General features: G+C 70.2%; 16 protein-coding genes and 1 tRNA gene. 12 read left to right on the top strand and 5 right to left on the bottom strand.

Annotation, left to right across the window (positions count from 1 at the left end):
* The first annotated feature begins 57 nt into the window (after positions 1 to 57).
* From ABZX79_RS19995 to ABZX79_RS19960, 8 genes are read left to right on the top strand one after another with little or no spacing between them, the layout of a single operon-like run.
* Entirely contained in the window at positions 58 to 1,230 is a 1,173-nt protein-coding gene (locus ABZX79_RS19995; protein ID WP_355259021.1) for an inositol-3-phosphate synthase, read from the top strand.
* Positions 1,227 to 2,294, top strand: coding sequence for an SCO3242 family prenyltransferase (locus tag ABZX79_RS19990; RefSeq protein WP_355259018.1), 1,068 nt, complete (start codon positions 1,227 to 1,229; stop codon positions 2,292 to 2,294). The genes ABZX79_RS19995 and ABZX79_RS19990 overlap by 4 nt, the downstream gene beginning before the upstream one ends.
* Positions 2,291 to 3,202, top strand: a complete 912-nt coding sequence (locus tag ABZX79_RS19985; protein WP_355259015.1) for a sugar phosphate isomerase/epimerase family protein — start codon at positions 2,291 to 2,293, stop codon at positions 3,200 to 3,202. Before ABZX79_RS19990 ends, ABZX79_RS19985 begins: the two co-directional genes overlap by 4 nt.
* Positions 3,196 to 3,960 (top strand): EboA domain-containing protein, encoded by a 765-nt coding sequence (locus tag ABZX79_RS19980; RefSeq protein ID WP_355259012.1) that lies wholly within the window; start codon positions 3,196 to 3,198, stop codon positions 3,958 to 3,960. Before ABZX79_RS19985 ends, ABZX79_RS19980 begins: the two co-directional genes overlap by 7 nt.
* A gap of 6 nt (positions 3,961 to 3,966) precedes the next feature.
* Positions 3,967 to 4,818, top strand: coding sequence for a TatD family hydrolase (locus ABZX79_RS19975; protein WP_214973620.1), 852 nt, complete (start codon positions 3,967 to 3,969; stop codon positions 4,816 to 4,818).
* A gap of 14 nt (positions 4,819 to 4,832) precedes the next feature.
* On the top strand, positions 4,833 to 6,011 hold the full coding sequence (gene eboE / locus ABZX79_RS19970) for a metabolite traffic protein EboE (protein ID WP_355259008.1): 1,179 nt from the start codon (positions 4,833 to 4,835) through the stop codon (positions 6,009 to 6,011).
* A 2-nt stretch (positions 6,012 to 6,013) separates the two neighbouring features.
* Positions 6,014 to 7,438: a nucleotide pyrophosphatase/phosphodiesterase family protein gene (locus ABZX79_RS19965; RefSeq protein ID WP_355259625.1), complete on the top strand. Its 1,425-nt coding sequence runs from the start codon at positions 6,014 to 6,016 to the stop codon at positions 7,436 to 7,438.
* Positions 7,439 to 7,455: 17 nt separating this feature from the next.
* Complete coding sequence (locus ABZX79_RS19960) at positions 7,456 to 8,505, top strand: sugar phosphate isomerase/epimerase (RefSeq protein WP_355259005.1); 1,050 nt, start codon at positions 7,456 to 7,458, stop codon at positions 8,503 to 8,505.
* Positions 8,506 to 8,521: 16 nt separating this feature from the next.
* On the opposite strand, the gene ABZX79_RS19955 is transcribed toward ABZX79_RS19960, so the two are convergent.
* From ABZX79_RS19955 to ABZX79_RS19940, 4 genes are all read right to left on the bottom strand, one after another.
* Positions 8,522 to 9,910, bottom strand: coding sequence for an OFA family MFS transporter (locus ABZX79_RS19955; protein WP_355259002.1), 1,389 nt, complete (start codon positions 9,908 to 9,910; stop codon positions 8,522 to 8,524).
* Positions 9,911 to 10,029: 119 nt separating this feature from the next.
* Positions 10,030 to 12,180, bottom strand: coding sequence for an acetate--CoA ligase family protein (locus ABZX79_RS19950; protein ID WP_355258999.1), 2,151 nt, complete (start codon positions 12,178 to 12,180; stop codon positions 10,030 to 10,032).
* Complete coding sequence (gene frc / locus ABZX79_RS19945; protein WP_355258995.1) at positions 12,180 to 13,409, bottom strand: formyl-CoA transferase; 1,230 nt, start codon at positions 13,407 to 13,409, stop codon at positions 12,180 to 12,182. The genes ABZX79_RS19950 and frc overlap by 1 nt, the downstream gene beginning before the upstream one ends.
* A 20-nt stretch (positions 13,410 to 13,429) precedes the next feature.
* Positions 13,430 to 15,112, bottom strand: coding sequence for a thiamine pyrophosphate-binding protein (locus tag ABZX79_RS19940; RefSeq protein WP_355258992.1), 1,683 nt, complete (start codon positions 15,110 to 15,112; stop codon positions 13,430 to 13,432).
* Between the two features lie 168 nt (positions 15,113 to 15,280).
* Here ABZX79_RS19940 and sucC point away from each other — a divergent pair, with 168 nt between their 5' ends.
* From sucC to ABZX79_RS19925, 3 genes are all read left to right on the top strand, one after another.
* Positions 15,281 to 16,414 (top strand): ADP-forming succinate--CoA ligase subunit beta, encoded by a 1,134-nt coding sequence (gene sucC, locus ABZX79_RS19935; protein WP_355258989.1) that lies wholly within the window; start codon positions 15,281 to 15,283, stop codon positions 16,412 to 16,414.
* 12 nt (positions 16,415 to 16,426) lie between these two features.
* Positions 16,427 to 17,305 (top strand): succinate--CoA ligase subunit alpha, encoded by an 879-nt coding sequence (gene sucD / locus ABZX79_RS19930; protein ID WP_355258986.1) that lies wholly within the window; start codon positions 16,427 to 16,429, stop codon positions 17,303 to 17,305.
* Positions 17,306 to 17,584: 279 nt separating this feature from the next.
* Positions 17,585 to 19,129 (top strand): aldehyde dehydrogenase family protein, encoded by a 1,545-nt coding sequence (locus ABZX79_RS19925; protein WP_355258983.1) that lies wholly within the window; start codon positions 17,585 to 17,587, stop codon positions 19,127 to 19,129.
* Positions 19,130 to 19,139: 10 nt separating this feature from the next.
* Here the strand turns inward: ABZX79_RS19925 and ABZX79_RS19920 are convergent, their stop codons facing one another.
* Entirely contained in the window at positions 19,140 to 20,468 is a 1,329-nt protein-coding gene (locus ABZX79_RS19920; protein WP_355258980.1) for a DUF2254 domain-containing protein, read from the bottom strand.
* A gap of 181 nt (positions 20,469 to 20,649) precedes the next feature.
* Between ABZX79_RS19920 and ABZX79_RS19915 the strand changes: the two genes are divergently transcribed.
* Positions 20,650 to 20,737 (top strand) — tRNA-Leu (locus tag ABZX79_RS19915).
* Positions 20,738 to 20,772 lie beyond the last annotated feature (35 nt).

The raw sequence follows: 20,772 nt of genomic DNA, 5'->3' as shown, positions 1-20,772 counted from the left end.
GGACCGGCGGCGGGCGGGAGCACGCCGAGCCCCCGCCCGCCGTCCTCTGGTCTGTACATGCCCGTCTCTACAGGGAGGCAGCCCGTGACGACCACGATCCATTCCGAAGACACGAGGGCGACGCACACGGCACGGACCGGAGTGTGGTTCGTCGGAGCGCGCGGCTCCGTCGCCACGACCGCCGTAGCCGGCTGTGCGGCCCTCAGCGCGGGCCTCCACGCGCCGGACGGCATGGTCACCGAGACCCCGCCGTTCGCCGGGAGCGGCCTGGCGCCGCTCTCCTCGCTGGTCTTCGGCGGACACGACACGGTGAGCTGCCCCCTGCCCAAACGGGCCGAGGAACTGGAGGCGGGCGGCGTCCTGCCGCACGGCCTGTCCTCGGCGGTACGAAGCGAACTGGCGGCGGCGGACCGCGAGATCAGGACCGGCGGCCCACTGCCGGGTGACACACGCGGCGACGAGGAACTCATCGACGCATTCGCCGCGCACCTGCTGGACTTCGCGCGCCGGCAGCGCCTCGACCGGGTGGTGGTCGTCAACGTCGCATCGACAGAACCCGCACCCGAAGACCTCCACTCCCTCCCGCCCAGCTCCCTCTACGCGGCGGCGGCGCTGCGGGCCGGCTGCCCGTACGTCAACTTCACCCCCTCCACCGGGCTGCGCGCACCGGCCCTCCAGGACGCCGTCGCGGCCAGCGGCCTTCCCCACGCGGGACGCGACGGCAAGACGGGCCAGACGCTGCTCCGTTCCGTGCTCGCCCCGATGTTCGTGCAGCGCGCCCTGTCCGTACGGGCATGGTCGGGTACGAATCTCCTCGGCGGCGGGGACGGAGCAGCGCTGGCCGACCCGGCTGCCGCGGCGGCGAAGAACGCGGGCAAGAACCGCGTCCTGACGGACACCCTCGGCGCGCTTCCCGAGGGCGACGTCCACATCGACGACGTACCGGCGCTCGGTGACTGGAAGACGGCGTGGGACCACATCGCCTTCGACGGCTTCCTGGGCTCACGGATGACGCTCCAGACGACGTGGCAGGGCTGCGACTCGGCGCTCGCGGCGCCGCTGGTTCTCGACCTGGCCCGGCTGCTGGCGCGCGCCCACGAGGTGGGCATCTCGGGCCCGCTCCCGGAGCTCGGCTTCTACTTCAAGGACCCGGACGGCGGCCCGGCGGCGCTGGCGGAACAGTACGAGGCGCTGCTGGCCTTCGGGTCGCGCCTGCGGGAGGCCCGATGACCCCGCCCACCCACCTGATTGCCTGGGCGGAACTCCTCCGTGTGTCCGCCCTGTTCACCGTCCCGGGTGACGCGGTGGCGGGCGCGGCGTCCATCGGCGTACGCGCCAACCGGGGCACGGTCCTGGCGGTCGGGTCCTCCCTGTGCCTGTACGAGGCGGGCATGGCCCTGAACGACTGGGCGGACCGTGCGGAGGACGCGGTGGACCGCCCGCACCGCCCGATCCCGTCGGGCCGCATCACCTCCGGCGCGGCCCTGGCGGCGTCCGCCGCCCTGACGGCGGCGGGCCTCGCCCTGGCGGCAGGGGCGGGTCGCAGGGCTCTGGGGACGGCTACTGCCTTGGCCGCCACGATCTGGGCGTACGACCTCCACCTGAAACACACCCCGGCGGCCCCGGCCGCGATGGCCACGGCCCGCGCCCTGGACCTGCTCCTGGGCGCGACGGCGACGGCGGACGCCCTGCGGGCGTGTCCTCAGTCGCTGCCGGCAACTCCAGCCCGTCCGGCGTTTGAGGACCGGGGTCTGGGGCGGAGCGACAGGTTCGGGCAGGGGCGGGTAGGGGAAAAGCTCCGTAGGACATGCCCCGGTCCCGCGAGGGCAGCGGCCGGCGACTCCGCCGTGCGGAACGCACTGGCCGCCGCAGCGATGCTCGGCGCGCACACCTACGCCGTCACAGCCGTCTCGCGCCGCGAAACCCAGGGCGGCTCAACAGCCGCGCCACTCGCCGCCCTCGCGGCGGCCGCCGTACTGGCCACCCTGGCCGCCCGCAAACGCCCGGCGCCCGCACCCACCCACCACAAAGCGGTCCGCCTCGCCGGCTGGCTGGCGACCCCCGCCACCCTCGCGGCCACCGCCTACTTCCGCACCGCGGCCAAACCCCTCCTCCACGCCGCACTCAACCCTTCCCCACCCCTCACACAGCGCGCCGTCGGCGGCGGGATCCGGGCCATGATCCCGCTGCAGGCCGCGCTCGCGGCGCGCAACGGAGCGGTTGGGGCCGGGGCGGCGCTCATGGGGCTCGTACCCATCGCCCGGAAGCTGTCGCGAAAGGTGAGCCCCACATGAACGCCAGTGCCGCCCCCACCCCCACCCCCATCCGCTTCGGCTACGGCACCAACGGCCTCACCGACCTCCGCCTGGACGACGCCCTCGCCCTCCTCGCCGACCTCGGCTACGACGGCGTCGGCCTCACCCTCGACCACATGCACCTCGACCCCCTCGCCCCCGAACTCTCCGCCCGCACCCGTCAAGTGGGCCGCCGGCTGTCCCAGCTCGGCCTCGCCGTGACCATCGAGACCGGCGCACGGTACGTCCTCGATCCGCGCCGCAAACACGGCCCGTCCCTGCTCGACCCGGACCCGCAAGGCCGCGCCGCCCGCGCCGAGCTGCTCGTCACAGCGGTACGCGTTGCCGCGGACCTCGGAGCCCACGCCGTCCACTGCTTCAGCGGCGTCACCCCGGACGGCACCTCGCCCGACACCGCCTGGCAGCGGCTGACCGAGTCACTCGCCCCCGTCATCGACGCCGCCGCCACCGCCGGCGTACCGCTCGCCGTCGAGCCCGAACCCGGTCACCTCCTCGCCACCCTCGCCGACTTCCACTACCTGCGCCGGATCCTCGGCGACCCCTCTCCCCTCGGCCTCACTCTCGACATCGGCCACTGCCAGTGCCTGGAACCGTCGTCGCCCGCCGACTGCGTACGCGAGGCCGCGCCCTGGCTGCGGCACGTCCAGATCGAGGACATGCGCCGCGGCGTACACGAGCATCTGCCGTTCGGCGACGGCGAGATCGACTTCCCGCCCGTTCTGGACGCACTCGCAGCCACCGGCTACCAGGGCCTGACAGTCGTCGAACTGCCCCGCCACTCGCACGCCGGCCCCGACCTGGCCGAACGCTCCCTCGACTTCCTGCGCAAGGCGACGCGGGCGCTGCCCACCGAACCGGCCGTCCCGGCAGGAGGCGCCCGATGCTGACCGAACTGACCAACGGCGCCCCTCCCTCCGCCCTTCAGGCCGCACTCGAACAACAGCTCACCGGAGCGGCCCGCGCCTGGCTCCACGAGGCCCTGGCCGAGGCGGAAGCGGAGGCGGTGGCGGTCGCGAAGGAGAAGCCGAAGGCCGAAGCCCACTCCGCCGAGCCGGCGGACGGCCCCCAGTGGACGCTGCCCTCCTGGGAGATCCGCTTCGCCGAAGCCGGCCGCCACTGCCGTCCGATTCAAGGCACCGAGTCCACCCCGGACCCCCATAGCGCCCAGGACCTGGCCGACACCGCACGCGTCCTCCTCCTGCACGCCGCGCGAGCCGACCACGCCACCATTACCCGGCTCTACACCCACGGCACCGCCGCCGAACGCCGCGCGGTTCTGCTCGCCCTGCCGCATGTGATCGGCACAGCGGCACCCGCCGATTCCGCCCTTCCGCTCGTCGAAGACGCCCTGCGCACCAACGACACCCGCCTCGTCGCCGCCGCAGTCGGCCCGTACGCCGCCGAGCACCTCGACCAGCACGCCTGGCGGCACGCCGTCCTCAAGTGCCTGTTCACCGGCGTACCGGTCGACGTCATCGGCGGCCTGGCCCCGCGCGCCCGCGCCGACAGCGAACTCGCCCGGATGCTCCGCGACTACGCCGCCGAACGCACCGCCGCAGGCCGCCCCGTCCCGGACGATCTCCACCGCGTCCTCGCCCTCACGGCCGTCCCGTACCTCTCGGCCGCCCCCACAGAGGAGTCCTGAGTTCTGATGCGCATCTTCGACCCCCACATCCACATGACATCCCGCACCACCGACGACTACCAGGCGATGTACGCCGCCGGGGTCCGCGCCGTAGTCGAGCCCTCTTTCTGGCTGGGCCAGCCCCGCACCTCGCCCGCCAGCTTCTTCGACTACTTCGACGCCCTCCTCGGCTGGGAGCCCTTCCGCGCCTCCCAGTACGGCATCGCCCACCACTGCACGCTCGCCCTCAACCCCAAAGAGGCGAACGACCCCCGCTGTACCCCCGTTCTCGACGCGCTTCCCCGCTACCTCGTCAAGGACTCCGTCGTCGCCGTCGGCGAGATCGGCTACGACTCCATGACCCCTGCCGAGGACACCGCCCTCGCCGCCCAACTCCAGCTCGCCGCCGACCACGGGCTGCCCGCCCTCGTCCACACCCCGCACCGCGACAAGCTCGCCGGTCTCCACCGCACCGTCGATGTCATCCGCGAATCGAACCTCCCCCCGGACCGCGTCCTCCTCGATCACCTCAATGAGACAACCGTAAAGGCCGCCACTGACAGCGGCTGCTGGCTCGGCTTCTCCATCTACCCCGACACCAAGATGGACGAGGACCGCATGGTCGCCGTCATCAAGGACCACGGCACAGAGAAGGTGCTGGTCAACTCCGCCGCGGACTGGGGAAAGAGCGACCCGCTCAAGACCCGCAAGGTCGGTGACGCCCTGCTCGCCGCAGGCTTCTCCGAGGACGACGTCGACCAGGTCCTGTGGCGAAACCCCGTCGCCTTCTACGGCCTCAGCGGCCGCCTCCACCTCGACGTGTCCGACGCCCCGGAGCCGCTCCACGAGGGCAACTCCATCCTCCGCGGCGGGGAATGAGGGGAGGAGACGCCATGCGCTTCCGCCACCCCGACGGATCCACCGTCCACCTCGCGTACTGCACCAACGTCCACCCCGCCGAGACCCTCGACGGCGTACTCGCCCAGCTCCGCGACCACTGTGAGCCCGTACGCAGACGCCTCGGCCGGGACCGCCTCGGCATCGGCCTGTGGCTCGCGAAGGACGCCGCGCACGCGCTGATCACCGACCCGGCCGCCCTGCGCGGCCTGCGCGGCGAGCTGGAACGGCGGGGCCTGGAGGTCGTCACCCTCAACGGCTTCCCGTACGAAGGGTTCGGCGCCGAAGAGGTCAAGTACCGCGTCTACCGGCCCGACTGGACCGAGCCCGCGCGTCTCGACCACACCACCGACCTCGCCCACCTCCTCGCCGCGCTGCTCCCCGAAGACATCACCGAGGGCACCATCTCCACCCTCCCCATCGCCTGGCGCACCCCCTTCAACACGGCCCGCGCCGACGCCGCCCGCACCGCGCTCACCACGCTCGCCGAACGCCTCGACGCGCTGGAAGAGCTCACCGGCAAGTCCATCCGCATCGGCCTCGAACCCGAGCCGGGCTGCACCGTCGAGACGACCGCCGACGCCATCGCCCCCCTCACGGCCCTGGCCGCCCAGGCCGCCGCGCGCATCGGCATCTGCGTCGACACCTGCCACCTCGCCACCTCCTTCGAGGACCCGGCGACCGCCTTGAGCGCCCTCACCGCAGCCGGCGTCCACATCGCCAAGGCGCAGCTCTCCGCCGCCCTGCACGCCGAACACCCCCACCTCCCCGAAGTACGCGAAGCCCTCGCCGCCTTCGCCGAACCCCGCTTCCTCCACCAGACCCGTACCAGCACGAGCGCAGGCCTGCGAGGCACCGACGACCTCGACGAGGCCCTGACCGGCGCGGTGCTCCCCGACGGCGCCCCCTGGCGCGCCCACTTCCACGTGCCCCTCCACGCCCCGCCCGCCCCGCCGCTCGCCTCGACCCTTCCCGTACTCCAGGACGCGCTCGCCCGCCTCGTCGGCGGCCCGGCGCCGCTGACCCGCCACCTCGAAGTCGAGACGTACACCTGGCAGGCACTCCCGCCCGAGCTGCGACCCCGCAACCGCACGCAGCTCGCCCACGGAATCGCCGCCGAACTCACGCTCGCCCGCGACCTCCTGGTCGACCTCGGCCTCAAGGAGCTGCCGTGACAGTGACAGAGAAGACAGCGACAGAGAAGACAGAGGCAGAGACCTCGCCCACGCCCCTCCTCGTCCTGGACGTCGTCGGCCTCACCCCTCAGCTCCTCGCCCACATGCCGAACCTCAAGCGGCTCGCCCAGTCCGGCTCCCAGGCCGCCCTCGGAACCGTCCTGCCCGCCGTCACCTGCGCCGCCCAGTCGACCTTCCTCACCGGCACCACCCCCGCCGAGCACGGCATCGTCGGCAACGGCTGGTACTTCCGCGAGCTCGGCGAAGTCCTCCTCTGGCGCCAGCACAACGGCCTGGTCTCCGGCGACAAGATCTGGGACGCCGCCCGCCGCGCCCACCCCGGCTACACCGTCGCCAACATCTGCTGGTGGTACGCGATGGGCGCCGACACCGACTTCACCGTCACCCCCCGCCCCGTCTACTACGCCGACGGCCGCAAGGAACCCGACTGCTACACCCGCCCCCCGTCCCTCCACGACGAACTCACCGAGAAATTCGGTACGTTCCCCCTCTTCCACTTCTGGGGCCCGGGCGCCGACCTCGTCTCCTCCCAGTGGATCATCGACGCCACCCGCCACATCCTGCGCACCCGCCACCCCGACCTGGCCCTGTGCTACCTCCCGCACCTCGACTACGACCTTCAGCGCTACGGCCCCGACGACCCCCGCGCGTACCAGGCCGCAGCAGAGCTCGACGCCGCCGTCGCGCCGCTGCTCGACGACGCGAAGGCCGAGGGCCGTACCGTCGTCGCGCTCTCCGAGTACGGCATCACCCGGGTCACGCGCGCCGTCGACATCAACCGGGCCCTGCGCCGCGCCGGCCTCATCGAGGTCCACACCCAGGACGGCATGGAGTACCTCGACCCCATGACCTCACGGGCGTTCGCCGTCGCCGACCACCAGCTCGCGCACGTCTACGTACGACAGCCCGAGAACCCCGAGAACATGGCAGCCACCCGTGCGGCCCTCGCGGACCTCCCCGGAATCGCCGAACTCCTCGACGACGAGGGGAAGAAGAGCCACGGCCTCGACCACCCCCGCTCCGGCGAACTGGTCGCCGTGGCCGAACCCGACGCGTGGTTCACGTACTACTACTGGCTCGACGACGCGAAGGCCCCGGACTTCGCCCAGCTCGTCGAGATCCACCGCAAGCCCGGCTACGACCCCGTCGAGCTCTTCATGGACCCCCTCGACCCGTACGTACGCCTCAAGGCCGCCAAGGCCCTCGCCCGCAAGAAGCTCGGCATGCGCTACCGCATGGCGGTGGTGCCCCTCGACCCCTCACCTATTCGCGGCAGCCACGGCCGCCTCCCCGAGCGCGACGAAGAAGGTCCGCTCATCCTGTGCTCCACCCCCCGCGCTGTAAGCGGCCGCCTGGCGGCCACCGATGTGAAAGCCCTGCTCCTCCATCTTGCCGGACTGCACTGACAAAGGGAGTTCCACGCATGAGCCGCAAGACCACCACCAGCACGACCACCGACCCCGAGCTCACCCACAAGCTCTCCAGACGAGGCATGCTCGGCGTAGCCGCCGGCGCCACCGCGGCCGCCCTCCTCGGCGCCACGGCGCCCACTGCTGCCGCTGCCGAACAGACGGCCCCCGGCCGTGGCCGCCCCGTCCTGCCCCCCGGCCGCCTCGGCATCCAGCTCTACTCGCTCCGCGACAAGGTCTCCACCCTCGGCTTCGCCAAGGTCTTCGCCGAGCTGGAGCGTTTCGGTTACGACGAGGTCGAGTACGCCGGATACACCCAGGGCTCCGCGGGCCCCATCACCCTCGCCCAGCTCCGCCGGCTCACCCGCGACCACGGTCTGCGCGGCATAGGCAGCCACGTCGGCTACTACTCCGACGGCAACCCCAACGCGTACACCTTCGCCCAGAACCTCACCAAGGTCCTCGACGACGCCCAGGCCCTCGGCCTCAAGCACATCGGCACCGCGTCCGGGCCCTGGCGTTACGGCGCGACCGTCGACGGCTGGAAGCGAGCCGCCCAGGACTTCAACACGTACGGCGCGGCGGCCAAGGCGCGCGGCATGAAGTTCTACCAGCACAACCACGCCGAGGAGTTCTCCTTCGCCACCGACAAGCCGAATGTCCGCCTCTACGACGTGCTGCTCGCCGAGACCGACCCCGACCTGGTCTATCTGGAGATGGACATCTACTGGGCGTACGCCGCCCAGTTCCGCTTCGGCAAGCGCGTCGACGGCACACCCGCCCCCTTCGAGCCCCTCGACTACGTACTGAAGCAGCCGGACCGCTACCCGCTCTTCCACGTCAAGGACGGCGAACACGACGCATCCGCCCGCGACGGCTACCGGATGGCGGACGTCGGGGACGGAGACATCGACTACCAGCGCTTCATCTCCGCTGTCTCGAAGACCCGCGGCGGGCGCCGTGACCACCACTGGCAGGCGGAACACGACAACCCGGTCGAGTCGTTCGCCTTCGCCCGCAAGTCGAGCGCGCACTTGCACTCACTGCGTGAGAAGGACTGCTAACGGCTAGCAGCAGCAGTCAGACCGCGTCGCGGCTGATCGGCTGCGGGTTCGGCTTGATGTGCCGGGCCCGCGGCCGCCCCGGCGGGTGCAGGAAGATCGCGATGAAGCCGGCGAACAGGGAGATCGAGCCGGCCAGTACGAACGCCCCGCCGTACCCCCAGGCGCCCACGACCACCGCGCCCATGCCGGACCCGAGCAGCCCGGACACCAGCTTGGAGCTGTAGACGAGCCCGTAGTTGGAGGCGTTGTTGTTCTCCCCGAAGTAGTCCGCCGTCATCGCCGCGAACATCGGGAAGATCGCGCCGCCGCCGAACCCGGAGATACTGGAGAAGATCAGGAAAAGCGGCAGATTCCCAATATTTCCCGAGAACAGGATTCCGTACTGGGAAAGCCCCAGCACGATGCAGACGAAGATCAGGCACTGCTTGCGGCCGTACCGGTCGGAGAGCCAGCCGATCACCCCGCGCCCGGTCCCGTTCACGATCGCCTTCAGGGACATCGCCGTGGCCACGATGCCGCCCGCGAAGCCGGCCTCGTCACCGAACGGCACCTGGAAGGCGATGCCGAATATGTTCACACCCGACGTACACAGCAGGCAGAACCACATCAGGCCCACGCGCCCCGTCTGCCACGCCTCCCTCGGTGTGTACTGCTTCACGGCCGGCGGGTTCTTCTCCATCGCGCGCCGCGCCCGAGGGTCGTCCGGCTTGCGCAGCGGGTCTATCTCGGCGGGCCACCAGTTCTTCGGCGGGTCCTTGAAGAAGTACCCCGCGAAGGCGACCACACCGGCGAGGAAGACGCCGACGGCGACCAGCACCCACCGGAAGTTCGTCAGGTCCATGTAGCCGGTGAAGATGAACACGAACGGCACGGAGCCATAGGCGAACCCGCCGTTGACGAAGCCCGTCTTGCCGCCCTTGCGCTCCGGATACCACTTGCCGACCATGTTCACGCAGGTCGCGTAGACCATGCCGGCGCCCATGCCGCTGAACATGCCGAAGCCGACGTACGCCACGATCACATGCGGCGCGAAGGCCAGCGACAGATAGCCGAGCAGCGTGCCCACCGCGCCCAGCATCATCGCCCAGCGGGCCGGCAGTTTCCCGCTCTCCCGCAGCTTCCCGGCCGGGAAGGCCACCGCCGCCTGGAAGAACACCCACACGCCGAGCATCCAGAAGATGTGCTGGCTGCCCCACCCGTGGGCGGTGTGCAAGGTCTCCTCGGCGGACGCGAACGCGTACTCCGCCGAGCTGATGCCCATCATTCCCACCCACGGCAGGATGACCATCCACTTGCGTGGCCGGCCCATGATGTCCACATCGGTCTCGCCGAGCCGGTACATCCGGCCGTTGGCGTCCGTCACCTCCCTGTAGGGGACGGATGAGGAGATGTCTGTTGTCGCCATGTCGATCGAACCCCTTGCGTCGAAGATGCCTGGGCAGCGCCCCCTGTCCGTTCTCTTCGTGCCGGGGCCGCGCGGCGAGCGGACGCCGCCGGCCCCGGTGGTTCGAGCCGCTGCTCAGCTCATCGACCGCCCCCCAACAACCCGGCAGCGCGCGCCCATTGGTACTTCGCGCCGAGCACCTCGACCGGCTTCTCCGTCGTGTACGGATACGCGACGACTCCCCGCTCGTAGAGGTACGCGCACGCCTCCTCGACCTCCACATCGCCCGCCAGCGACGCGACCACCGGCTTCTCGATGCCGCGCGCCCTGAACTCCTCCACCACTCGCGCCGTCAGCTCCGCGAAGACCATCGGCGGCGTGACGATCGTGTGCCAGTAGCCGAGCACCAGCGCGTGAATCCGCGGGTCCTCCATCCCCAGCCGGATGGTCGCCTCGTACGTCGAAGGGGGCTCGCCACCCGTGATGTCGATCGGGTTGCCGGCTGCCCCGAAGGGAGGGATGAAGGCCTTGAACGCCGCGTCCAGATCGTCCGGAATCTCCATCAGGGACATCCCGTTGTCGACGATGGCGTCCGACAGCAGCACACCCGACCCGCCCGCCCCCGTGATGATCACGACGTTGTCGCCCTGTGGCGTCGGCAGCACGGGCAGCGCCCGCGCGTACTCCAGCATTTCGTTCAGGCCCGGCGCCCGGATCACCCCGGCCTGCCGCAGGATGTCCTCGTACACCGCGTCGTCACCGGCGAGCGCCCCCGTGTGCGAGCCTGCCGCCTTCGCGCCCGCGCTCGTACGGCCCGCCTTCAGCACCACGATCGGCTTCTTCGTCACGGTCGCCCGCGCCGCGTCGACGAAGGCGCGCCCGTCCTTCAGATCCTCCAAGTGCATGGCGATACACGTGGTGTTGGAGTCTTCGCCGAACCAGGTCAGCAGGTCGTCCTCGTCGAGGTCCGACTTGTTGCCGAGCCCGACGATCGCCGAGACACCGGTCTTTGTCGTACGAGCGAAACCGAGGATCGCCATCCCGATGCCGCCCGACTGGGAGGTCAGCGCCACCCCGCCCTTGACGTCGTACGGCGTGCAGAAGGTCGCGCAGAGGTCCTGCCAGGTCGAGTAGTAGCCGTAGATGTTCGGCCCGAGCAGGCGTACGCCGTACCGCTCGGCGATGGCGACGATCTCGTCCTGGAGCGCGTGCTCGCCGGTCTCCGCGAAGCCGGACGGAATGAGCACGGCATTGGGAATCCCCTTGCGCCCCACCTCCTCCAGCGCCGCCGCAACGAACTTGGCGGGGATCGCGAAGACCGCCACATCCACCTCACCGGGAACGTCCGTCACACTCTTGTACGCCTTGCGGCCCAAGATGTCATCGGCGCGGGGATTCACCGGATGGATCTCGCCGGGGAAACCGCCGTCGATGAGGTTGCGCATCACCGAATTGCCGATTTTGCCCTGCTCGTTGGAGGCGCCGACGACGGCGACCGACCTCGGCTGCATCAGCCGCCGCATCGAGGCGAGGATCTCGTCGCGGCTGTACTTGCGCCGGGGCGCGGGAGAGGGGCCGCCGAGCAGGATGCGTACGTCGGCCGCCATCACCCCGCCCGCCGTCGCGAACACGGGGTTCAGGTCGACCTCCGCGATCTCGGGGAAGTCGGCGGCCAGCTCCGAGACCCGCACGATGAGCCCGGCGAGTGCCGTACGGTCCACGGCCGCCCCGCCGCGCACGCCCCGCAGGATCTCGGCGGCCCGGATCGAGTCGAGCATGGAGAGCGCGTCGGCCTCGGAGGCGGGCGCGAGCCGGAAGGTGATGTCCTTCAGCACCTCCACCAGCACGCCGCCGAGCCCGAACGCCACGATCTTCCCGAAGGTCGGGTCCGTGACGGCCCCGACGATGACCTCCTGCCCCGCCGGCACCATCTGCTGGACCTGGACACCCTGGATGCGCGCCCTCGGGTCGTACGCACGGGCATTGGCCACGATCTCCGTGTACGCCGCCCGCACCTCGCCCGGCGTCTTCAGCCCGGTCCGCACGCCGCCCGCGTCCGTCTTGTGCACGATCTCGGGCGAGACGATCTTGAGTACGACCGGGAATCCCATCCGGGCGGCGAAGGCGACAGCGTCGTCCGCCGTCTCGGCCAGCGCCTCCGCCGGCACCGGGATGCCGTACGCGTCGGCGATGAGCTTCGCCTCGGGGGCGGTGAGCGCGCTGCGGCCGTCGAGGCTCGCCGCGTCGAGCACGGCCCGTACGGCAGCGGTGTCATGGGGGACGGCCGCCATCAGATCACTCCGTTCGTCTTGAGCAGCCGCAGCTCCTCGTCGCCGAGGCCAAGCTCGCCGACGTACACCTCCGCGTTGTGCTCACCGAGCAGCGGTGAGGTGACCACGTCGAAGGGCGAGTCGGACAGCTTGATGGGGTTGCCGACGGTGGTGAAGCGGCCGCGCTCGGGGTGCTCGACCTCCACGACCATCTCGTTCGCGGCGAGCGACGCGTCCTCGAAGATTTCCTTCGTCGAAAGGATCGGCCCGCAGGGGATGTTGTGGCCGTTGAGCTGCTCCAGCACCTCCCACTTGGGCAGGCCCGACGACCACTCCTCGATCAGCTGGAACATCTTGCCGAGCTTGGGCAGCCGGTCCGCCGGAGTCGCCCACTCGGGGTCGTCGGCCAGTTCCGGCCGGCCGATCAGCTCGGCCAGCGGCCGCCAGCCGACGGGCTGGACGATGACGTACACGTAGTCGTTGGGCCCGCCGGGCGCGCACTTGACCGCCCAGCCGGGCTGCCCGCCACCGCTCGCGTTGCCGCTGCGCGGCACCTCGTCACCGAAGTCGTCGTTCGGATACTCGGCGAGCGGACCGTGCGCGAGCCGCTGCTGGTCGCGCAGCTTCACGCGGCAGAGGTTGAGCACGGCATGCTGCATGGCGACGTTGACGCGCTGGCCGCGCCCGGTGTTCTCGCGCTGGAAGAGTGCGGCGAGGATCCCGGCGACGGCGTGGATCCCGGTCCCGGAGTCGCCGATCTGGGCGCCGGTGGCGAGCGGCGGTCCGTCCTCGAAGCCGGTGGTGGACATGGACCCGCCCATGGCCTGGGCGACGACTTCGTACGCCTTGAAGTTGGTGTACGGGCCGTCACCGAAGCCCTTGATCGAGGCGTAGACGATCCGCGGATTGATCTCCTGGATGCGCTCCCAGGTGAAGCCCATGCGGTCGACGGCGCCGGGCCCGAAGTTCTCCACCATGACATCCGAGCGGCGGATGAGCTCCGTCAGGATCTCCTTCCCGCGCTCCGTCTTGGTGTTGAGGGTGATGCTTCGCTTGTTGCAGTTGAGCATCGTGAAGTAGAGGGAGTCGACGTCCGGCAGGTCACGAAGCTGCCCCCGCGTGATGTCACCGGTCGGCGCCTCCAGCTTCACCACGTCCGCGCCGAGCCAGCCGAGGAGCTGGGTGGCGGAGGGGCCGGACTGTACGTGGGTCATGTCGAGGACGCGCACGCCCTCAAGGGCCTTGGTCATGGCTGGCTGGCCTCCGTCGCTCACTTGTACATGGTCTGGTTCATGGTTCCGGGGGCGTACACGTCCGGGTCGAGCCACACGTTGATCAGGGACGGCAGCCCCGACTCGCGGGCGCGGCGCAGGGCGGGCGCGATGTCGGCGGGGTCGCGGACCTCTTCGCCGTAACCGCCCAGCATCTGTGCGAACTTGTCGTAGTGGACGTCGCCGAGGGTGTTGCCGACCCGCTCGCGCTCGTCGCCGTACTTCGCCTTCTGGCCGTAACGGATCTGGTTCATCGAGGAGTTGTTGCCGACGATCCCGACGAAGGGGAGGTCGTAGCGGACGAGCGTTTCGAAGTCCCATCCGGTGAGGGAGAACGCGCCGTCTCCGAAGAGCGCCACGACTTCCTTGTCGGGCCGCGCCTGCTTCGCGGCGAGCACGAAGGGCACTCCGACGCCGAGCGTGCCGAGCGGCCCGGGGTCCATCCAATGCCCGGGTGTCCTGGGCTGGACGACCTGCCCGGAGAACGTGACGATGTCGCCACCGTCCCCGATGTAGATCGAGTCTTCCGTCAGGAAGTCGTTGATCTCGCTGACGAGCCGGTACGGGTGGATGGGCGACGCGTCCGACTTCAGCTGCGGCAGACGCTTCTCGATGGCCGTCTGCTCGGCGGTACGCAGTTCCTCCAGCCACGCCTTTCGCATGACGGAGCCGCCGTTGAGCCGGCCGGACGCCGCTTGGGTGGCGGACCGCAGTATCAGTGAGGCGTCACCCACGATCCCCAGGTCGATGTCCCTGTTCTTGCCGACGGTCCGGTAGTCCAGGTCGATCTGTACGACGGTCGCGCTCGGCGAGAGGCGCTTCCCGTATCCCATCCGGAAGTCGAAGGGCGTACCGACGATGATGATGAGGTCGGCGTTGGCGAACGCGTAGCGCCGCGAGAGCTGGAAGTGGTGCGGGTCGCCGGGCGGCAGGGTTCCGCGCCCCGCGCCGTTCATGTACGCGGGCACATTCAGCGTCCGCACGAGCTCGGTCGCCGCGTCCGTCGCCCGTGTCGTCCAGACCTGGCTGCCGAGCAGGATCGCCGGCTTCTCGGCGTGTACGAGCAGATCGGCCAGCTTCTCGATCGCCTCGGGGTCGCCGGCGGCGCGGGTCGATGCCCGGTACTGCCCTGCCAGCGGCACCCGCGCCTTGTCGACGGGCACCTTGGCGTCGAGTACGTCGCGCGGGATCTCCAGGAACGAAGGACCGGGGGCGCCGTGGTAGCACTCGCGGAACGCCATGGACACCATGTCGGCGGCCCGGGCGGTGTCCGGTACGGTCGCGGCGAACTTGGTGATCGGCGCCATCATGTCGACGTGCGGCAGGTCCTGGAGGGACCCCATCTTGTGCTGGGTGAGGGCGCCCTGGCCGCCGATCAGCAGCATGGGCGACTCCGCGCGGAAGGCATTGGCGACACCGGTGACGGCGTCGGTCGTGCCGGGGCCGGCCGTGACGACGGCGCAGCCCGGCTTTCCGGTGATGCGGGAGTAGCCGTCGGCGGCGTGGGCGGCGACCTGCTCGTGGCGTACGTCGACGACGTCGATGCCCTCGTCGACGCAGCCGTCGTAGATGTCGATGATGTGGCCGCCGCAGAGGGTGTAGATGCGGTCGACCCCTTCTGCTTTGAGCGCCTTGGCGACCAAATGCCCACCGGAGATGAGTTCCTGGCTGTCGTCGGGCATGGCGAAGTCCGTTCCCTTCGTAGGGGTACTGGAGCCGTACTGGAGCGGTGACGCGGTACATTGCATACAGTCGACGAATACTGTATGAAGCTTGTTATCCCGCATCCGGTGGGTGGTGTCCAGGGGGCGTGCGGCACTTTCCGACTGACTGAGGATCGAGGAGCCGGTATGGACCTGTACGAGCACCAGGCAAGGGAACTCTTCGCGCGGTACGGCGTATTGGTGCCGGACGCCGAAGTGGTGGACACGCCACGCCGGGCGCGTGACGCGGCGGAGCGCCTCGGCGGCCGCGTCGTCGTCAAGGCGCAGGTGAAGACCGGGGGCCGCGGCAAAGCGGGCGGGGTGAAGCTCGCTGCCGACCCGGCGGCGGCCGAACTGACCGCCCGCCAGATCCTCGGCATGGACATCAAGGGCCACTCGGTCCGCAAGGTAATGCTGGCGCAACCGGTCACCATCGAGTCGGAGTTCTACGTCTCATACGTCCTCGACCGCACCGCGGGCCGCTTCCTGGCCATCGCGTCGGCCGAGGGCGGCATGGACATCGAGCAGGTGGCGGCGGCCCGCCCCGACGCGGTGGCCCGCATCCCGGTCGACCCGGCCGAGGGCGTCACCGCCTCCAAGGCCACCGAAATCGCCGCGGCGGCGGGGCTCCCGCCGCAGGTGGCGCCCGTACTCCAGCAGCTGTGGAAGGTCCTGACCCAGGAGGACGCCCTCCTGGTGGAGGTCAACCCGCTCGTACGGTGCACAGACGGCCGGATCCTCGCCCTGGACGGCAAGGTCACGGTCGACGACAACGCCCGCTTCCGCCAGGCGCGGTGGGGGTCTTATGCGTCCGACGAGCAGACTGACCCGCTGGAAGCCGCGGCGACGGCGAAGGGTCTCAACTACGTCAAGCTCGACGGCGAGGTCGGCATCATCGGCAACGGCGCGGGCCTCGTCATGTCGACCCTCGACGTGGTCGCCGGTTGCGGCGCCCGCCCCGCCAACTTCCTCGACATCGGGGGAGGGGCGTCCGCCCAGGTCATGGCCGACGGCCTGTCCGTCATCCTCTCCGACCCGGCCGTGAAGTCCGTCTTCGTCAACGTCTTCGGCGGCATCACGGCGTGCGACGCGGTGGCCGACGGCATCGTCCAGGCCCTGGAGGCGGTCCGGCTGACCCGCCCCCTGGTCGTACGCCTGGACGGCAACGCCGCCGCCCGGGGCCGCGCCATCCTCGACGACCGCGCCCACCCCCTCGTCCACCAGGCCACCACGATGGACAGCGCCGCCCGCCAAGCCGCCGAACTAGCCATCTCTGCCTGAGGAGAGACCGACATGGCGATCTACCTGACCATGGAGAGCAAGGTTCTCGTCCAGGGCATGACCGGGGCCGAGGGCATGAAGCACACTCGCCGCATGCTCGCCGCGGGCACCGATGTGGTGGGCGGCGTCAACCCGCGCAAGGCGGGCCGGGTCGTGGACTTCGACGACCGTACGGTCCCGGTCTTCGCCGCGGTGTCCGAGGCGATGGCCGCCACAGCCGCCGACGTCACGATCATCTTCGTCCCCCCAGCCTTCGCCAGGGCCGCCGTCATCGAAGCGGCAGACGCGGGCATCGGCCTGGCGGTAGTCATCACGGAAGGCATCCCGGTCCACGACGCGGTCGCCTTCCACGCGTACGCGAAGACACGGGGCACCCGCATCATCGGCCCCAACTGCCCCGGCCTGATCAGCCCCGGTCAGTCGAACGCCGGCATCATCCCGTCCGACATCGCCACCAAACCGGGCCGCATAGGACTCGTCTCCAAGTCCGGCACGCTCACCTACCAGCTGATGTACGAACTGCGCGAGACGGGCTTCACCACGGCGGTAGGCATCGGCGGCGACCCGGTGATCGGAACCACCCACATCGACTGCTTGGCGGCCTTCGAGGAAGACCCCGACACAGAACTCATCATCCTGATAGGCGAGATCGGCGGCGACGCGGAAGAACGAGCGGCGGCGTACATCTCGTCCCACATCACCAAACCCGTCATCGGCTACATCGCGGGCTTCACCGCACCCGAAGGCAAGACGATGGGCCACGCGGGAGCGATCGTCTCCGGCTCCTCGGGCACGGCAGAGGCCAAGAAGCTGGCCCTGGAGGCGGCAGGCGTACGAGTCGGCTCGACCCCCTCCGAGACGGCGAGGCTCGTGCTGGCCGAACTCGCGTGACGTCCCGCACAGTTGAAGACCAGTAGTACCCCTGGTCTCCCGCCGTCACTACTGTCCACACCAGGGCCGCGCCCAGGCGCGCCCGGCACACTTCTCTCTTTCCTCTACGCGTGCGCCACCCTCCAGCCCCTCCGGCGTTTGAGGAGCGGGGTCTGGGGCGGAGCCCCAGTTCGGGAAGGGGCGGGTAGGGGAAGAGAAAGCTCCGCCGGACGCGCCCTCGTGCATGGCGGCCCGCGCCACTCAGTCCCGCCCCGCCCCCTTCACGAGCGGAGAGAACAGATGGCACCCACCCTCACCCTCAAGCCCGGCACGGCCTGGTCCGACGCCTGGCAGCGCTGTCAGGCAGTCGCACCCGAGGCCTTCCAGGACGCCCGCGTACTCAACCACTGGGCCTCTGCCTGGAAGCCCGACGGCCGCACCCTCGCCGCCACCTCACCCGTCGACGGCAGCCCCATCGCCGGCCCGCCGCGCCTGGACGCCCCCACCGCCGACCGGGCGATACGCGCGTCACTCGACCAGCACCGCGCCTGGCGCCACGTCCCACTGCCCGAACGCCGCGCCCGCGTAGCGGCCACGCTCGACGCCCTCACCGAACACCGCGAACTCCTCGCCCTCCTCCTCGTCTGGGAGATAGGCAAGCCGTGGCGCCTCGCCCGGGCCGACGTCGACCGCGCGATCGACGGCGTGCGCTGGTACGTCGACGGCATCGAGCCCATGCTCGCCCACCGCACCCCGCTCGCCGGCCCGGTCTCGAACATCGCCAGCTGGAACTATCCGATGTCCGTCCTGGTCCACGCCATGCTGGTGCAGGCCCTGGCCGGCAACGCGGTCATCGCCAAGACCCCCACCGACGGCGGCGTGGCCTGCCTCACCCTCGCCTCGGCCCTGGCAGCCCGCGAAGGCATCCCCGTCACCCTCCTCAGCGGCAGCGGCAGCGAACTCTCCGCGTCCCTGGTCCGCTCCCCGGAGATCGGCTGCGTCTCGTTCGTCGGAGGCCGCGACACGGGCGCCCGTATCGCCACCGCCGTGGCCGACCTCGGCAAGCGCCACATCCTCGAACAGGAGGGCCTGAACACCTGGGGCATCTGGAACTACTCGGACTGGCCCACCCTGACCTCCCTCATCCCCAAGCTCTTCGACTACGGCAAGCAGCGCTGCACCGCCTACCCGCGCTTCGTCGTCCAGCGGACGCTGTTCGACGAGTTCCTGGCGGCGTACCTGCCCGCCGTACGCTCCATCCGCACCGGACACCCCCTGGCCGTCGAGAACCCCGAAGACCCCCTCCCCGCCCTGGACTTCGGCCCGCTCATCAACGCGGCCAAGGCCAAGGAGCTGGCCGACCAGGTAAGTGAGGCCATAGACCGGGGCGCGGTCCCGCTCCACCGAGGCTCCCTCACCGACGCCCGCTTCCTGCCCGGCCAGGACACCGGCGCCTACCTGCCGCCCGTCACCCTCCTGAACCCGCCCCCATCGTCCCCCCTCCACCACGCGGAGCCCTTCGGCCCGGTGGACACGATCGTCCTCGTAGACACGGAGGCAGAACTCCTGGCCGCGATGAACGCCTCCAACGGAGCCCTGGTGGCGACACTTTCCACCGACGACCCCTCGACGTATGAACGGCTGGCACCCCAGATCCGTTCCTTCAAGGTCGGCCACGGAAAGCCCCGTTCGCGAGGTGACCGCGACGAACTCTTCGGCGGCTTCGGCGCATCCTGGCGAGGCGCGTTCGTAGGCGGAGAGCTCCTGATCCGATCGGTGACCGAGGGCCCACAGCCCGACGAACGCCTCCCGGGCAACTTCCCCGACTACCACCTGATGCCTTGACCCGGAGGGCCTAGCCAATGCCCTGATGATCGGGAAGCAGGGCGAACGCCCGCTCGGCCGCCTCCGGCACCGTACGCTCCACGGCCTGAACGAGGAGCGTACGGTGCCGCACCAGCGGTTCTCTCCTGCTCTCCGGCGCCAGCAGCAACAGATCGTCGATCCCGGCGAGCAGTCGCCGCGACACCTGCGGACTGCCGACCGCGTACCTCCTGATCTCGGCGAACCCGAGGTCCACCAGATCGCCCCACTCCGGTACGTCCTGCACCAACCGCACCGCACCCCGGCCGTCCCGGTGATGCACGGCTCCCAGCGGCATCTCCACCACCGCGGCGAGGAACTGAACGATCCGGTCCAGACACTGCACGGCGGTCGTCGGATCATTGACGGCCGGCGAGAGCGCCCGCAGCGCGATATCGGACAGCTGCCGCAGCCCGAACCCGAGATCCTGATGAGAGGTACGGTCCACCCCGACGGACACGGTGTACTGAAGCGCGCGCCGCGACGGGACCCCGTCACCATGAACCGCCAGCACCGGCGTCCCGGGTACGACAAAGTCCCCAATGCGGGGAATGAGCCGCAAAACCACCCCCTCCCGCCGGGCGGCCCGCACCAACCGCGCGACATTGACGTCCCGCAGCACGCCGGCCCGCCCCTGATGCGCGATCCGCCGGCTCTCGGGCACGAGCAGCTCCGACCCGGACTCCCCACCCGGCTGCCTGCCCAGCACCCGGAACCCCTCTCGCGCAATACGGTCGACGACGGGCCCCACCTGCATCAGCCGCAGCGTGGAAGACACATAACCGATGAACAGCAGCAAACTCAGCACGACCATGATCATCACCACGACGCTCTGCACGAGCGGCACCGTGGTCACCAGCCGCGGATCGGAGTTGCTGTCGTACTGCGTCAGCACCAGCAGCGAGAACAGAAACGTCGCCAGAAACACCGTGAGCGTGAGCTTGGCGATCCGGCTCCGGACGAAGATCCGCACGACCCGCGGCGTGAACCCCCCGCTCGCCATCTGGACCGCCACCAGCGAGATGCTGAAGACCACGCCGATGAAGGTCATCATCGCCGAGCTGATCGTGGTGACGATCGTCTTGGCGTCCTCGACGATCCCGATCAGATCGCTGACCTCGTCGTACGCCTCCTCGCCCTGGAGATACTCAACGATCTCCGCATCGAGCGCCGAGGCCGCCCACCACACGGCGAACACACAGACCAGCCCCAGCGTGGGCGCGAACCAGAACGTATCCCGCAGATGCTCCCGCAACGGCGACAGCGCACGCGGCCGCCGATACCCACGCCCGCGTCGGCCGAATCCGTATCCATAACCCATCCCGCGAACGCTACGCGTACACGGACGGCCACACTCCGTACGCGACACCCCGCGACCCCGGCCGACTCGCGCCGATCGAGGTCGCCGCAAGCCACTGACCACGGGATACGCAGGTGAAACGCGCCGCCAACCCCTGGTATTGTTTTCCATGTCGCCGCGGGAAACCGGGGCCGACCACCTGGTCCGGGTGGCGGAATGGCAGACGCGCTAGCTTGAGGTGCTAGTGCCCTTTATCGGGCGTGGGGGTTCAAGTCCCCCCTCGGACACCAGCTGAGACCCCACTTCACGTGGGGTTTTCTGCATT

Source organism: Streptomyces sp. NPDC002994 (genome assembly GCF_040611155.1).
In the GTDB taxonomy this organism is placed as follows: Bacteria; Actinomycetota; Actinomycetes; order Streptomycetales; family Streptomycetaceae; genus Streptomyces.
The sequence above is the reverse complement of the archived record's forward strand: the minus strand, read 5'-3'. Positions and strand labels throughout refer to the sequence as shown.